14 protein-coding genes and 1 pseudogene are annotated in these 14258 nt (G+C 61.5%); 4 read left to right on the forward strand and 11 right to left on the reverse strand.

The genetic code is table 11. The features are described from left to right. Positions 1–30: 30 nt before the first annotated feature. The 7 genes and pseudogenes from ACSV9I_RS11270 to ACSV9I_RS11300 form a co-directional block, all read right to left on the reverse strand. Complete coding sequence (locus tag ACSV9I_RS11270) at positions 31–927, reverse strand: heme-dependent oxidative N-demethylase family protein (RefSeq protein WP_438328950.1); 897 nt, start codon at positions 925–927, stop codon at positions 31–33. Continuing rightward, on the reverse strand, positions 924–1322 hold the full coding sequence (locus ACSV9I_RS11275; RefSeq protein ID WP_438328952.1) for a type II toxin-antitoxin system HicB family antitoxin: 399 nt from the start codon (positions 1320–1322) through the stop codon (positions 924–926). Before ACSV9I_RS11275 ends, ACSV9I_RS11270 begins: the two co-directional genes overlap by 4 nt. A 15-nt stretch (positions 1323–1337) precedes the next feature. Beyond that, positions 1338–1527 (reverse strand): annotated as a pseudogene (locus ACSV9I_RS11280) (type II toxin-antitoxin system HicA family toxin). A gap of 68 nt (positions 1528–1595) precedes the next feature. Further along, a complete protein-coding gene (locus tag ACSV9I_RS11285) occupies positions 1596–1880 on the reverse strand; it encodes a YciI family protein (protein WP_438328953.1) in 285 nt (94 codons plus the stop codon). Positions 1881–1889: 9 nt separating this feature from the next. After that, positions 1890–2510 (reverse strand): aminotransferase class IV family protein, encoded by a 621-nt coding sequence (locus tag ACSV9I_RS11290; protein ID WP_438328954.1) that lies wholly within the window; start codon positions 2508–2510, stop codon positions 1890–1892. After that, positions 2495–3655 carry an aminodeoxychorismate synthase component I gene (locus ACSV9I_RS11295; protein WP_438328955.1) on the reverse strand — a complete coding sequence of 387 codons (1161 nt, stop codon included), beginning with the start codon at positions 3653–3655 and terminating at the stop codon, positions 2495–2497. Before ACSV9I_RS11295 ends, ACSV9I_RS11290 begins: the two co-directional genes overlap by 16 nt. A 20-nt stretch (positions 3656–3675) precedes the next feature. Further along, positions 3676–5514, reverse strand: coding sequence for a M3 family oligoendopeptidase (locus tag ACSV9I_RS11300; protein WP_438328956.1), 1839 nt, complete (start codon positions 5512–5514; stop codon positions 3676–3678). Positions 5515–5773: 259 nt separating this feature from the next. Between ACSV9I_RS11300 and ACSV9I_RS11305 the strand changes: the two genes are divergently transcribed. Together ACSV9I_RS11305 and ACSV9I_RS11310 are read left to right on the forward strand one after the other, a co-directional pair. Then, positions 5774–7315: a sigma-54-dependent transcriptional regulator gene (locus tag ACSV9I_RS11305; protein WP_054157130.1), complete on the forward strand. Its 1542-nt coding sequence runs from the start codon at positions 5774–5776 to the stop codon at positions 7313–7315. Between the two features lie 316 nt (positions 7316–7631). After that, the gene (locus ACSV9I_RS11310) at positions 7632–9329 is read left to right on the forward strand and encodes a DUF882 domain-containing protein (RefSeq protein ID WP_438328957.1); all 1698 of its coding nucleotides are present in this window, start codon (positions 7632–7634) and stop codon (positions 9327–9329) included. Between the two features lie 92 nt (positions 9330–9421). On the opposite strand, the gene ACSV9I_RS11315 is transcribed toward ACSV9I_RS11310, so the two are convergent. From ACSV9I_RS11315 to ACSV9I_RS11325, 3 genes are all read right to left on the reverse strand, one after another. Next, the gene (locus tag ACSV9I_RS11315; RefSeq protein WP_054157131.1) at positions 9422–9688 is read right to left on the reverse strand and encodes a DUF2312 domain-containing protein; all 267 of its coding nucleotides are present in this window, start codon (positions 9686–9688) and stop codon (positions 9422–9424) included. 87 nt (positions 9689–9775) lie between these two features. Then, positions 9776–10081, reverse strand: a complete 306-nt coding sequence (locus ACSV9I_RS11320) for a DUF1244 domain-containing protein (RefSeq protein WP_438328958.1) — start codon at positions 10079–10081, stop codon at positions 9776–9778. Positions 10082–10092: 11 nt separating this feature from the next. Then, positions 10093–10902 (reverse strand): N-formylglutamate amidohydrolase, encoded by an 810-nt coding sequence (locus tag ACSV9I_RS11325; RefSeq protein ID WP_438328959.1) that lies wholly within the window; start codon positions 10900–10902, stop codon positions 10093–10095. Positions 10903–11087: 185 nt separating this feature from the next. Here ACSV9I_RS11325 and ACSV9I_RS11330 point away from each other — a divergent pair, with 185 nt between their 5' ends. Then, complete coding sequence (locus ACSV9I_RS11330; RefSeq protein WP_054157134.1) at positions 11088–11594, forward strand: DUF1036 domain-containing protein; 507 nt, start codon at positions 11088–11090, stop codon at positions 11592–11594. Continuing rightward, complete coding sequence (gene pyk, locus ACSV9I_RS11335; protein ID WP_054157135.1) at positions 11594–13033, forward strand: pyruvate kinase; 1440 nt, start codon at positions 11594–11596, stop codon at positions 13031–13033. The genes ACSV9I_RS11330 and pyk overlap by 1 nt, the downstream gene beginning before the upstream one ends. Positions 13034–13134: 101 nt before the next feature. On the opposite strand, the gene ACSV9I_RS11340 is transcribed toward pyk, so the two are convergent. After that, positions 13135–14178 carry an alpha/beta fold hydrolase gene (locus tag ACSV9I_RS11340; protein ID WP_438329141.1) on the reverse strand — a complete coding sequence of 348 codons (1044 nt, stop codon included), beginning with the start codon at positions 14176–14178 and terminating at the stop codon, positions 13135–13137. Between the last annotated feature and the right edge of the window lie 80 nt (positions 14179–14258).

Here is a 14258-nt window from a genome sequence, read left to right on the forward strand (position 1 = left end):
CGTCACAAGGCGCTCGAATGCCGTCAGCGCCTATTTTTCGTGGGCGGCCATGGCGGACAAGCGCTCGACAAGCCGGCGCCGCTGTCGATCAAGGCCTTTGTAGGCCGATTGCGCCTCCGTCAGCCCCTCCAGCTGACGCGCCAGCTCGGTTGCCAGCCGGGGCCCTTCGGGGTGGCTGGTGAAGAGCCTGACAGGGTCGAGATAGATGCGGATGGTGAAGACGATTGCGCCGGTTTCGGGCAGTTTCGTCAGCGTCTGACGCTCGACGCGGATCACGGCATCATCTGGATCTGCCGTATCGTTGCGGCCGGTTTCGGGATGGAAGAGCTTTTCCTCCCAGTTGATCGACCAGTTGAAACGTTCGGCCGGCTGATCGGGCAGGAGGTTGTCGAAGATGCGGTTGATCATCACGGCATTGCGTGTGCCCGCCTCAAAGCCCGGAACATGCTTGTGGACCTCCTCCATCGGTCGATTGAACTTCTCCGCAAGCAGCCAGGAAGAGGGGAAGGAGAGATGGGCCGCGGCGATATACCAGCCCGCCTCGCGCCTCATCATGATGACGAGGTCGTCCTGAACCAGCATGCCGGCGCGCAGAAGTGGCGGGATCGTCTCGTCGGAGAGATCGACGACATGATCTGCCATTCGGAGATGGTTGTCGGTGCGCTGATAGACCTGCGGGTGATCCTGCGCGAGATGCGCGACCAATGCATTGAGGCATTCGCTCTGGGCAGGCAGGCTATCTTCGGTGGCCCGAAAGACCTCGTCGAGACGGGTTGCTGCGAGGTGGTGTTTTTCGGCGAGATAGTGTGGGAGGTCAGCACCCGGCATGATCCAGCGCTCGGGGGCGAGCGCCGAGAGGCCTATGGTGAAGGGCCGGGTGGCGCTGGCGTATGGGGTGTGGGTGAACTTTTCGGCGTCGGCAGTCACTCCGAGCGCTCGATTGCTTTGCGGGCACAGCTCGCCAGGAACGCGGAGCGCGTTAATCCTCGCTGCTTGGCTGCGATGTCGATCGCCGCAAGCGTGCCTGCCTCCAGTGTAACATTGGCGCGCACCGTTCTCGTGTCGTCCTCGATCAGCGGGACGCGAATGAGGAAAGCGCCGTCACTCAGGTCTTGCCGAATATCGGCGCGCGCTAGGATCTTGGCATAGGGAGAGGGCTCCGGAAGGAGCTCGTCTTTTCCCCATAACCGCAAGGCTTTGATCGCATTTGCCAGCAAATCCTCTTCATCATCCGCTGCCGAAAAGACGGAAGGAAGATCCGGAAAGCTGATGCCGAAAGCACTTTCCGCGTCCTTGTGGCCCAATGCCATATCGTGTCGCATTGCGTTTTGCTCCCCTCAGGATGAAATGCAGCCTGCCTGCTTGGCAATGGCCCGCGCCGTGCCGAGCGGCAGATCCTTCTTCGGATGCGGGACGATAAGCGTTTTATCGCCCTTTCGAAACTTGTGGTGAGACCCGGAAATCGACCCGAGGCTCAAAGCCTTCGTCTCGGAGCCGTGTGATGATCTTGCGGGAGTCCGTCTCCATTCCCAACGTCCTGATGCGTCAATATCTGCGCACGATTGTGAGCAATCAATGGCCTGTCCCGACTGATATCAGTCCTTCAACCCCTCAAGCCCCGCTGCTGTCCGCGTCACCGCAACTTCCGTCACCTCGCAGACAGCCACGCCTTCCATGATGAAGGGATCGGCTGCGACATAAGCCTCGATCTCGCCTCGATCGCCCCGTGCGAGGATCACTCCGCCGGTGCGTGGGTTCTTCCGGCCGGAGGCCAGGAACAGGCCGCTATCATAGCCGGCGTTCACCCAGTCCATATGCGGCTGCATCAGGCGGTCGGCTTCTTCGGCTGGCTTCACATAGGTGAGGGAGAGAATGAACATTCGGCTTGCCTATTCCACCAGTTCGGCGCGGATGAGCCCGCGCAGGGAGTTGCCGACAAAGAGCTTGCGGTGTCGCAGGTCATCGAGTTTCAGGATTTCGCCGCGGGCCTTGCGTTCGCGAATGAGTTCCGCACGCAGCACGCCGGGCAAGAGGCCGCTGGTGAGCGGCGGGGTCAGCAGCATGCCATCCTCCGCCTCGGCGAAGACATTGGTGATCGTGCCTTCGCAGACCTCGTCCCGCTCGTTGAGAAGGATGACTTCGTCAGCCTCCTCTTTGGCATATTCGGCGCGCGCGGCCTCGTAGGGCTCTCGCCGCGAGGTTTTATGGCGGAAAAGGCTGTCTTCGGATTGCAGTCGGGTTTTGGCAATCCGCAAGCGCCAGACGGCTTCTTCCGGCAGCGGATCGAACGGCGTGGCGCTGATTTCCATCTTGCCGCGAAAGGTCATGACGAGCCGGACACGCAGCGGCTGATCTCCGGAAATCTCTTTCTGGAGCCTGCCTTTCGGATCCTGAGGCTGGCGAAAGCCCAATGCATCGGCTGAGCGGGAGAGCCTGCGCATATGCTGATCGAGCCGCAGGAAACCTGCGCCCGGCTGCCACCGCATCGTCTCGATCAGCGAGAAATCCATTGGTCACCCACGGCAAAGCGCGCCTTTAACAGGCATTCCTCGTATTCGGCCTCGGCCTTCGAATCGAAGACGATGCCGCCGCCCACATTGAAGACGGCGCGGCCCTGGTTGAAAAGGGAGATCGTGCGGATTGCAACTGAAAATCGCATGGGACCGTTGGGGTCGCACCAGCCGATCGCACCGCAATAGATATCTCGTGGACCGGCCTCCAACTCATGCAGGATGCGCATCGCCCACATTTTTGGCGCGCCGGTGACCGAGCCGCAGGGGAAGAGGGCGGCCATGATCTCGGGCAGGCCGATATCGGGCGAGAGCCTGGCCCTGACATAGCTCACCATCTGGTGAACGGTCGGATAGGTCTCTATCGCAAACAACTTCGGGACCGAGAGGGTGCCGACCTCCGAGATCACGGAGACATCGTTGCGCAGCAGGTCGACGATCATCCGGTTTTCGGCCTGAGTCTTTTCGTCGGCGAGCATGGCCTCGATGATCGCATCGTCCTCCTCAGCGCTTGCGCCGCGGGGGGCCGTGCCCTTCATCGGCCGGGTTTCGAGCCAGCCGTCAGCATCGACGGAGAAGAACAGTTCCGGCGAGCGCGACAGGATGACCGGGTCACCGAAATCAATCAAGGCGCCGTAATGCACCGGCTGGCGTCCGACCAGCGACCAGAATGCTGCCCTTGGATCACCCTCCCAGCGCGCCTCGATCGGCATGGTGAGATTGGCCTGATAACAATCGCCCCTGCGCAAGTGGTGGTGCAGACGATCGAACCGCTCGCGATAGGCCTCAAAATCCCATCCCGCATGCGGCGCAGACAGAAAAGGCGCGTTGGGAATGTTCGATGGGGCCGCAGCAAGAGGATGACCGTCTGGTGCTGGGGCCTCGAAGATGCCCATGGCGATCAGCGGGGTCTCGCGATTGTCCTCGACCAGACGCGCAAGCTTGTCCTCGAAGACAAAGCCGGCCTCGTAGGAGAGGTAGCCGGCCAGCCATTTACCGGCCTTGCGAGCCGCCTCCAACCGCGCGAGCGCCGGACGCACCTCGTCCGCCGTCCGCGCGAAGACGAGGTCCTGCGGTTCGGCAAAGACGAGGCTCGTTCCGGCGCGATCATCGCGGAAGAGCGCGTAAGGGGCGTGGTCACCCATGGAAAAGCAGCTGCTCCAGTTCAAGCTGCCTTATCTAGCGCTTCCAGCTCGTCGATCAGCCCCTCAATCATCGACAGACCCTTGGCCCAGAACGACGGATCGGTCGCGTCCAGGCCGAAGGGGGCGAGGAGTTCGGAATGGTGCTTCGTGCCGCCTGCCTTCAGGAGCTCGAAGTACTTGTCCTGGAAGCCCTGGTCGGCATTCTGGTAGACCGCATAGAGCGAGTTCACCAGGCAGTCGCCGAAGGCATAGGCATAGACGTAGAAGGGCGAGTGGATGAAGTGGGGGATGTAGGTCCACCAGGTCTCGTAGCCTTCCGAGATTTCGATGGCCGGTCCGAGGCTTTCCTGCTGAACCGAGAGCCACAGTTCGCCGATCTGCTCGGAGGTCAGTTCGCCGTCCTTGCGGGCGGTGTGGAGCTTGCGCTCGAACTGGTAGAAAGCGATCTGGCGCACGACCGTATTGATCATGTCCTCGACCTTCTGGGCCAGCATCGCCTTGCGTTCTTTGCTGTCGGTCGTCTTGTCGAGGAGAGCGCGGAAAGTCAGCATCTCGCCGAAGACAGATGCCGTTTCTGCGAGCGTCAGCGGGGTGTTGCACATCAGTGCGCCCTGGCCGCCCGCCAGCACCTGGTGCACGCCATGGCCGAGTTCGTGCGCAAGCGTCATGACATCGCGCGGCTTGCCGAGATAGTTGACCAAAACATAGGGGTGTGCCGAGGGCACTGTCGGATGAGCAAAGGCGCCCGGGGCCTTGCCCGGACGGGCTGGCGCATCGATCCAGCCGCCGTCAAAGAAGCGTCCGGCAATCTCGGCCATTTCAGGGGCAAAGCCGCCATAGGCGGAGAGCACCATGTCTTTCGCTTCATTCCAGGGGATCAGACGATCCGGGGTTTCGGCAAGCGGCGCATTGCGGTCCCAGAAATTCATCCGGTCCATGCCGAGCCACCTGGCCTTCATCTTGTAATAGCGGTGCGACAGGCGCGGATAGGCTTCACGTACGGCTTCGGCGAGCGCGTCGACGACTTCGCGCTCGACGCGGTTTGCCAGATGGCGACTATCGGCAATGTCTTCGAAGCCGCGCCAGCGATCGGAGATCTCCTTGTCCTTTGCCAGCGTGTTGGTCACCAACGTGAAGATGCGGGCATTGTCCTTGAAGGTCTTTGACAGGGCCATGGCGGCCTGCCGGCGCTTTTCCGGGTCAGCATCCTGCAGCAGCGTCAGCGTCGGCTCGAGCGGCATTTCGTCTTCGCCGATCTTGAAGCGCAGCGAGGCCAGCGTTTCATCGAAGAGACGGTTGAAGGCGGCAGCGCCGGTCTGCGACTTTTCGAGGAAGAGTTGTTCGATCCGATCGTCGAGCTGGAACGGCTTGTCCTTCCTCAAATCAACGATCCAGGGGCGAAAATGGGCAAGGGCTGCGTCACGGTCCATGGCGGCGTCGACTGCGTCATCGGCCAGACGGTTCATCTCCAGCGGGAAGAACAGCAGGCGCGACGACATGTCGGTGAGCTTGGCCTGGATATCGCCGAAGAACTTGCCGTTCGCCGGGTTCGTCATGTCGGAATAATAGGTGAGGCCGGCATAGGAGGCGATGCGGCCGAGCAGATCTTCCAGGGCATCAAGTTCGGTAAGCGCCTCAGCGAGCCCGCCGGCGCCAACAGTTTCCAATGCCTCGGTCAGCTTGCCCTTCCACTTCACTTCAAAGGCCAGCGCGTCTGCGGCTGCCCTGTCGAGTGCTGCGAGGAATTCCGGCGACGTCTGGCCCGGATACAGGTCTTCCAGCCGCCAGACCGGCAGATTGCCAAGCGTCGCATCGTGGTTGGCCCGGGCTTCTGCAGGTGAACTGTGAACGATCGACATGGCGGCTCCTCGTATTTTCAATGTTAGCGCCAGATGTAGTCAGTCATGTGCGCCGCGGCAAGTTCCGGAGATCGTTGCAGGTCTGTGCCACAACGGCGAGTTTTGTCGCGCCTCGCCTGTGGATTGTGCCATAACTGGTTAAGGACCGTTAAAATGCGAGTGTTTCTCCCAAGAACATGTTCAGTCCTTTCTGTCAGTCTCCGAGACCTGCAACCCAGGAGCGCGAAACGCGCCTTATCGTCCATCCGGGGAGACGAAGTTGAACGCACAGGTCCTACTCATCGATGAAGATGTTGCCGAACGCCGCAGCATGAAGTCTGCAATCGAGGCGCACGGTCATGTGGTCCATGTCGCAGATACGGGCCAAGACGGAATCGAGATCTTGATCCGTCATCGCGACAGCATTGGCGTGGTGGTGGTCGATTCGGCGACCGTTGCCGATCTCGCCGACGAGCTCCTGCCGCTCGCGCTCGAAATCAACGCGGCCTTGCCCGTCATCGTCGAGATTTCCGAAGGCGCCGACGAGCTTGCACTCGACGCAGTCAGGGCCGGGGCCTTCGACTTTCTCGTCAAGCCGGTGAGCAGTGACCGATTGGTCGGCGCAATCGAAGCGGCGATGAAGGTGCATCAGAGTGCGCAACAGGGAAAATCGCCGCGACGGATGCGCGGCGGCGCGGTCACCTTTGCCGATATTGTGGCCGTCAGTGCGACCATGTCGCGCGTCGTCGAACTCGGCCGGCGCGCAGCGCAATCGACCATTCCCGTCATGCTTGAGGGGGAAACGGGCGTTGGCAAGGAAACGGTTGCGCGGGCCATTCATTCGGCTAGCGAGCGTTCATCGCGGCCCTTCGTCAGTGTCAATTGCAACGGTATTTCGCCAGCGCAGATGGACGAGGCCCTGTTCGGCAATGATCTTGGCCTGGGCTTGAAGGGCGCCCCTTCGGGTAAGTTTTTCGAGGCGGACGGCGGCACGCTCTATCTCAACGAGGTGGCGGAACTGCCTCTTTCCACGCAGATGCGTCTTCTCGATATTGTCCAGCATGGCGAAATCCGCCGTCCTGGACAGGATCGCGCGTCCAAGGTCAATGTGCGTCTGATCCTGGCGACCAGTCGCGACCTGATAGAAGAGGTGAAGTCCGGACGTTTCCGCGAGGATCTCTATTATCGCCTCAACGTCTTTCCGATCACGATCGCATCGTTGCGCCGGCGCAAGGAGGATATTCCGCATCTCGTGCGCAGTTTCGTCGAGCGGTTTTCGCTGGAGCAGCGGCTCGCCAAGACGCTTCAGCTCGAAGCCTCGGCGATTGCGCTCCTCACGGCATTCGACTGGCCAGGCAATACGCGCCAGCTGGAAAATGCTGTCTTCCGCGCCGTCGTGCTCGCAGAGGGGTCCAGTCTGCGGGAGGCTGATTTCCCGCATATATCGGCACAGGTCGGAGAGCGCCGTCAGATGATGCGCAGCGCCGGTGTCGATGCTGCCCAGGCCGCCGCCGATGCTTCCGCATTTGTCCGGGCTCAGGCTGCATTGTTCGACCGTGTGTCCGTCCCGAGCCAATCCGCAGCCCAGACCCAGGCCTTTGCGGCCGCGTCCATGGCCAACGTCATTGTGAGTACCGACGAGGCCGGAAATGTGCGAAAACTGGCCGAGATCGAAGAGGAATTGATCCGGTTTGCGCTGAAATTCTATCGCGGCCAGATGAGCCAGGTGGCGCGCAAGCTGGGCATCGGCCGCTCGACTCTCTACAGAAAGCTGAAGGACTACGGCATCGACCCCGACAACCCCCAGAAAAGCGCGGCTTGATTTGGCTCAATCCCCTGTTGTTAACTCTCGCGTAAGCTTAATCACCTAATAAGGCTAAATACTTGTTAGGCAAGCGTTCACCATGTATGAAACGCTTGTGCGGCTGTGGCACAATTGCCATGCTATGACCGCATTTAGCGTTCATTTCAGGTGGCGTGGGACCTAGTCTTTGCTTACGGGGATCGAGTTGCAGGCATCGCAAGAAAACAGTGCGCTCCAACAAGCAGATGGGCGCAAAATAAAGATTGCGTGCGCGCACTTTGCGGCGAGGCTGGCATTTTCCGTTTTTGCAGTGTTCTTCCTGTCTCTGGGCTTCATGCTCACGGGAACCGGACAGGCGCGCGCGGAGAGCCGCACCCTCAATATCGAATTCGTCCATACCGGTGAACGCGCCTCGATTACGTTCAAGCGTAATGGTCGCTATGATCCCAAGGGCCTGAAGCAGCTCAACTACATTCTGCGCGACTGGCGCCGCAACGAGCCCACAAAGATGGATCCGCGGCTTTTCGACCTCGTTTGGGAGGTCTATCGCCAGGCCCGCGCCTCGGGCTATATCAAGGTCGTCTCCGCTTATCGTTCGCCGGCCACCAATGCCATGCTGCGTTCGCGCTCCAAGGGTGTCGCGAAGGAAAGCCAGCATATGCAGGGCACGGCGATGGACTTCTACATTCCCGGCGTGCCGCTCAAGCGGCTGCGCGAGCTGGGCGTCAAGATGCAGGCGGGCGGCGTTGGCTATTATCCGACATCCGGTTCGCCCTTCGTCCACATGGACGTGGCGGGTGTGCGTGCCTGGCCACGCATGAACCGTCAGGATCTCGTGCGTCTTTTCCCGGATGGCAAGACCGTTCACATTCCGTCCGATGGCAAGCCGCTGCCGGGTTACCAGCAGGCGCTGGCCGAATACAAGCGCCGTCTGGCCAGTGGCAACACTGTCATGATGGCCGAGGAAAAGGGTTCCAGCCGTCCGCGCAACCTGCTCGCCATGCTCTTTCGTGGCGGCGATGAGGATGAAGCGGAAGACGTGCCGGACGTCCCGCAGCGCCCAGCCGTTGCAAGTCAGCCTGAGCCGGCTGCTCCGCCGCCGCCGGTCGTGACAGCCAGCGAGCCGACAATGGTTGCCAGCGCGCTTCCGGGTGTCGATGCGCCGGTTCCAGTGTCGCGTCCTTCGCTCCGCCAGGCCGATGCAAGCCTTGCCGTTGCCCTTTATCAGCCGCCGCGTAATGCCGCCGGCGAAGCGTTGCAGCAGGTTGCCTCCGCGACGCCGCAACCGGTCGAGCCGCCATCCGACGAATTCCCTGACCTGGCCGAGATGACCATTCCGGTGCCGAGCTTGCTTGGACCGCGGCCGGCGCCGGGTGATGCCTCGACCAATGTCATGACGGCGTCGATCGATCCGAATGCACCGTCGATGATGTCGCCTGATGGCTTGGCCGTGCCTATTCCGGCCAGCCGACCGGCTCTGGCGGAGGCCTTGCTTGCCAAGGCGCAAGCAGACTCCGAGGCAGAGGTCGACGAGGTCGAACAGGCCATTCTGTCGCCGGAAGCTGCCGATGCGCTCGAGGAGAGCAATCGTTCTGCCAGCGATATGCCCGTGGCCGTTCCGCAGATGCGGGCGGAGCCTGAGGCCGTGTCCGCGCCGCAGCCGGCGCAGCGGCCAGTCGAAGTCGCTTCCATTCCGCCGAAGTCTGAGCCTGCCTCTGCAAGCCAGTTCGGTGATGTTTTCGATGAGCCTGCCGCTGGTTCCGCCAAGGTCGATCCGACCGTCCCGGTCAAGGGTGGACGCCCGGGTCAGGAAGAGGCGGAGCGTGCTCACATGGCCATGTATGGTGGCACGTCGCTGACGAAGAACATGCTTGAGCAATGGGCAATGAGCCAGGGTCGTTTTGAGGTCTCCGACAGAAGTGTCAAGGCGCCGCGCGTGGTCTCCCGTGCGCTTGCCGCGCCGACCGTGGTGCCTGATGGTTTCCGTCTCGACGCGACGACGATTGATCCCAGTCGTTTCGGGGCGCCCTGATCCCTCCTGGTTTGCCGATATGAAAAAACCCGCCGTGAGGCGGGTTTTTTGTTGGGGCCTTCAGTCTGAGGTCCCCGCATCATTGGAAGGCCTCAGCCTTCCGGCGGGCTCTCGATCATGCCAAGCGCTGCGAGATAGGTGTCGAGGATCAGATCCTCTTCCATGCGCTCCTGATCGTCCTTCTTGCGCAGTGCGATCACCTTTTTCAGGATCTTGGTGTCGAAGCCCATGGACTTGGCTTCGCCATAGACGTCCTTGATGTCGTCGGCGATCGTCTTCTTTTCTTCCTCGAGGCGCTCGATGCGCTCGACAAAGGCGCGGAGCTGGTCGCGGGCGACGCCGTGGGCGGCATCAGACATGGGCATTCTCCTTGATTTCGGGATGGATTTTCGGTGGCGCTCAGGTGCCGCGATCCGAGCGCGACGTCAAGAGCAAAGCGTTTGGCCTCATTCCTGAGGCCGGTTCTTTTCGAAGGCCTGTTGCTGCGCAGACGTGGCCTCGCGCTGGTTCAGGGCCTTCCATTCGTCATAGGGCATGCCGTAGACGATCTCGCGACTTTCGTCGCGCGTGAGGTTCAGACCCTTTTCCTGGGCCGCATCGAGATACCAGTTGGACAGGCAGTTGCGGCAAAAGCCGGCGAGGTTCATCAGGTCGATGTTCTGGACATCCGCTCGGTTACGCAGGTGCGATACCAGCCGGCGGAAGGCGGCGGCCTCGAGTTCGGTCTGCTCGTCCTTGGTTGGCAGGGTCATGACGATCTCCTTCAGGGCGTGGGCCCAACGGCCGGGTAGGGGCCGGTGCGCGACGCATGGATCCGATATTCATGCAGCTTCGGGTCGGCATTGAGGCGCTCGAAAATGGGCGCCAGCCGGTCGACCCAGGTATCGACGCCATCATCCGTTCCGATCAGATCCTGACGCACTTCGAGAAGCGCGTGCGGGATGCCTTTGATCATGCAGTGACGGTACATGGTGTCGCCCTTCAAGGCGCCGTCATAAGGTTCGTTGTCACCCACAAGAAGCTCGCCCGACGCGGACAGCTGGTCGATCAGGGGGCGAACGGCGCGTTCATCGGTGTCCCAGAGAACAGCCGCGTGCCAGGGGCGGGGGATGCCTTTCCAGGCCGGAGTGTAGGAGTGCAGTGACAGCACCAGCGGAGCCTTGCCCGAGGCGTCAGCCGTACGCGCAATCACGTCCGATACAGCTTCATGATAGGGCCGATGATAGGTGGCGATACGGTGCTGCCATTCATCGGCTGTGATCGGGTGGTTGCCGGGAATGATCGCGCCGTCGGAAATCCGCATGATGATCGTCGGATCATCCTCGCCGCGATTCGGATCGATCAGCAGGCGGGAGAAGCGCGACATCACGGCTGGCGCCTGAAGCCGGGCTGAGAGGCGACGCGTGAGGGGCTCGATGCCGATGTCGTAAGCGATATGCCGCGCAAAGGCGCTGTCAGCGAGGCCGAGCCGCGCATAGGCCTCCGGCACGAGATTGGTCGCATGATCGGCCAGCAGCACCAAACCGCTGTCATATCGGCCGTCCAGTATCTCGAAAACGGGTGGGTTATTCATCGTCGGGATGTCATTCCATGCTGCAAAGGCTTGATCGCATGGGGAATGCAGGAGCGCAAGCTTTCAAGGCCGTCACGTTTGTGCCAAGATCAGACACGAAGGTCCCGGGACTGGCCGGGGGCGGAAATTACAATCGATTAGAGTTGCGTTGACATTCTCTGGCCAGCATCGCAAGAAGGCATCCCATGCGTATTTTTGGAGTTCCGGCACCAACCGTGCAGAAGCAAATCCGACAGACTTGCGACCGCGCTGCCGCGCGTTTTCTGAAGCCCATCCTGATCGCGGGCGCATTGTTTGCACCCGTTCTCGCGGCTGATGCTGCTCATGCCGAGTTTCGGGTCTGCAATGGCACCCAGAACCTCGTCGGGGTCGCGATTGGCTACCGGGCGGAAGAGGGCTGGATCACCGAGGGTTGGTGGCAGGTTCCCGCCGGCACCTGCGCCACGTTGATCGAGGGTGAACTCCAATCGCGCTACTACTATCTCTATGCTGAGGATGCTGCCCGCGGTGGGCGTTGGGCCGGCGACATCAACATGTGCGCAGCCGAAAACGAGTTCAAGATCGTGGGCGTGAAGGATTGCTTCGCACGCGGCTATCAGCAGATGGGATTCAAGGAATATGACACCGGCAGGCAGGGGAGCTGGATGGTCCAGCTGTCCGATTCGTCGGGCACCCAGGAAAGCCAGAACTGATGAAGCGCAACCGCAAAGTAAAGATCCTTGCCACGCTTGGTCCCGCCTCCTCCGACGAGGCAATGATCCGCAAGCTCCACGAAGCCGGCGCTGATCTTTTCCGCATCAACATGAGCCATGCGAGCCATGACACGATGCGCACGCTTGTGCAGCGTATCCGCAATGTCGAAGCGGCTTGTGGCCGTCCGATCGGCATCCTCGCCGACCTTCAGGGTCCGAAGCTGCGCGTCGGCAAGTTCGCAGAGACCACGGTGGAACTGAAGCCGGGCCAGACCTTTACCCTCGACAGCAAGGATGAGCCTGGCGACCAGAACCGCGTGTTCCTGCCGCATCCGGAGATCCTCGAATCCGTCAAGCCGGGCGACCGACTGCTGATCGACGACGGCAAGCTGCATCTGAAGGCTGAAAAGTGCGATGGCAAGAGCATCGTCACGACGGTCGTGTCCGGCACCAAGATCTCCGACCGCAAGGGCGTCAGCCTGCCTGACACCATTCTCGCAACTGGCGTTCTGACCGACAAGGACCGCGCCGACCTCGACGCCGTGCTTGCCGTGAACGATGTCGATTGGGTCGCGCTCTCCTTCATCCAGCGTCCGGAAGATCTCTCCGAAGTGCGCAAGATTGCCAAGGGCCGCGTTGGCCTGATGTCGAAGATCGAGAAGCCGCAGGCTATCGAGCGCATCGACGAAATCATCGCTCTGTCTGACGCCCTGATGGTTGCCCGTGGCGACCTCGGCGTGGAAATGCCGCTCGAGCGCGTCCCTGGCATCCAGAAGCAGCTGATCCGTGCCTGCCGCCGCGAAGGCAAGCCTGTCGTCGTGGCTACCCAGATGCTGGAATCGATGATCACGGCGCCAGTTCCGACCCGCGCCGAAGTCTCCGACGTCGCGACCGCCGTCTTCGAAGGCGCCGACGCCATCATGCTCTCGGCCGAATCCGCTTCGGGCCAGTATCCGGTGGAAGCCGTGGCCACCATGGCATCGATCGCGCATACGGTTGAACGCGAGCCGCACTATCCGGGCATCATCTACGCGCAGCGCGCCCAGCCGGAAGCAACGGGTGCCGACGCGATTTCGCTCGCTGCCCGCCAGATTGCCGAGACGCTAAAGCTGCAGGCGATCGTCTGTTATACCTCATCCGGCAATACCGGCCTGCGCGCCTCGCGCGAGCGTCCGGAAGTGCCGATCATCGCATTGTCGCCGGTCATTCAGACGGCACGCCGCCTGTCTGTCGTCTGGGGCCTGCATTGCGTCGTCTCGTCCGAGCCGACCGACCTCGACGAAATGGTCAATGGCGCCTGCCGCATCGTGGTCGACGAAGGCTTTGGCAAGCCTGGCGACCGGATCATCATTTCGGCCGGTGTTCCGCTCGGCACCCCGGGTTCAACGAACATGCTGCGCATCGCCTATATCGGCTCCGACGGCCAGACGGGTATCTGACGCCTTCGTCCATGACGGGGTGATTGAACGTTACGACAAGCCGCCTTCGGGCGGCTTTTTCGTTTTGGCCGTTCGCCTTATTGTCCTGCCTGTAGAGACCCTTATTGGCCTGCCTGTAGAGACATCGTCGAGCCGCTTGATGGAACGCGGTTGGCAGCGAGGCGAGGTTCCGCCGCACGGGCCATGGTCTGAAGGTCGCGTGGGTTGCCTGCGACCTTCTCGATTGCGGCTATCGCAATCTCTGTCACCACATAGTCCGGCTTATGGCCGAGGCCTTCGATCCAGACCAATTCGGAGCCCGCAATATCGCGGGCGAGGCCTTTTGAGTGGATCTCTTCCAGCACGATTTCATCACTGTCTCCGGTGATGACCACCGTCGGACGCGTGATTTCCCTGTATCGTGGCGAAAAGCGGGTGACGTAGTCCAGGAGGCCCGCGACATCGGTTGCATTGGCGCGGAATGTCTGTGGCCGCAGCACAAGCGCAGGGCCGGTGTCTTCGACATAGGTTTGCGGAAGCGGATTGGGTGCGAAGACGTGGTGCGTTGCCGGCTCCAGCCGGGCCATGCCGGCATGGAGTGCAATCGTGTTGCAGAAGATCGGCCCGATGATCGGTGCCGATGCCACATGATAATACCAGTCGACGCCGCCGGGCCAGGGATGAGTGGCCGCGGCCAGGAAGACGAGACCCTCGACCTTGTCGGAATGCAGCACCCCGAAGCTTGCTGCAATCGCGCCACCAAAGGAGTGGCCAACGATGACCGCACGCTTGATCCCCTTCTTCTCCATCAGTCTGGCAATCGCATTGGCCTGGCCGTCCGGCGTATCGTTTTCTGGCCCGCCGCGCTCCGAATAGCCGTGTCCCGGCCGGTCGACAAACAGGAGTTCGGCGCGACCGCGCAGCGGTTCCAGAAAGGCCCCCACCTGGTCACGCAGATTGCCGGAGGCACCGTGGATGAAGACAACAGGCGGAAGGTCAGCATTCTCGCCTGCCGGCAGATGCAGCGCGTTGAGCCCGTAGCCGCCGATATCCGTCAGCGTGCCTGTATTGGGATACCGAGCCTCGATTGCGCGGGCGCGCAGATGGGTGGCAATCGCAAGTGCCACCAGAATGAGGGCGAGCAGTGCTAGAAAACCGAGGAGCACGAGGCCGAGGCGGGAGGCGATGAACAAGAGTGGGATCTTTCAGGCAAGGACTGTCTGCGCCAAGAGATCGTGCTGTGGAG

Source organism: Rhizobium sp. G187, assembly GCF_051549525.1.
In the GTDB taxonomy this organism is placed as follows: Bacteria; Pseudomonadota; Alphaproteobacteria; order Rhizobiales; family Rhizobiaceae; genus Allorhizobium.

Excerpts from the sequence above, each read along its gene's own strand:
- ACSV9I_RS11285 (WP_438328953.1), bottom strand. The coding sequence starts at position 1,880 with ATGTTCATTCTCTCCCTCACCTATGTGAAGCCAGCCGAAGAAGCCGAC.
- ACSV9I_RS11275 (WP_438328952.1), bottom strand. The coding sequence starts at position 1,322 with ATGCGACACGATATGGCATTGGGCCACAAGGACGCGGAAAGTGCTTTC.
- ACSV9I_RS11320 (WP_438328958.1), bottom strand. The coding sequence starts at position 10,081 with ATGACCCTGCCAACCAAGGACGAGCAGACCGAACTCGAGGCCGCCGCC.
- ACSV9I_RS11325 (WP_438328959.1), bottom strand. The coding sequence starts at position 10,902 with ATGAATAACCCACCCGTTTTCGAGATACTGGACGGCCGATATGACAGC.
- ACSV9I_RS11300 (WP_438328956.1), bottom strand. The coding sequence starts at position 5,514 with ATGTCGATCGTTCACAGTTCACCTGCAGAAGCCCGGGCCAACCACGAT.
- ACSV9I_RS11295 (WP_438328955.1), bottom strand. The coding sequence starts at position 3,655 with ATGGGTGACCACGCCCCTTACGCGCTCTTCCGCGATGATCGCGCCGGA.
- ACSV9I_RS11310 (WP_438328957.1), top strand. The coding sequence starts at position 7,632 with ATGCTCACGGGAACCGGACAGGCGCGCGCGGAGAGCCGCACCCTCAAT.
- ACSV9I_RS11315 (WP_054157131.1), bottom strand. The coding sequence starts at position 9,688 with ATGTCTGATGCCGCCCACGGCGTCGCCCGCGACCAGCTCCGCGCCTTT.
- ACSV9I_RS11330 (WP_054157134.1), top strand. The coding sequence starts at position 11,088 with ATGCGTATTTTTGGAGTTCCGGCACCAACCGTGCAGAAGCAAATCCGA.
- pyk (WP_054157135.1), top strand. The coding sequence starts at position 11,594 with ATGAAGCGCAACCGCAAAGTAAAGATCCTTGCCACGCTTGGTCCCGCC.
- ACSV9I_RS11290 (WP_438328954.1), bottom strand. The coding sequence starts at position 2,510 with ATGGATTTCTCGCTGATCGAGACGATGCGGTGGCAGCCGGGCGCAGGT.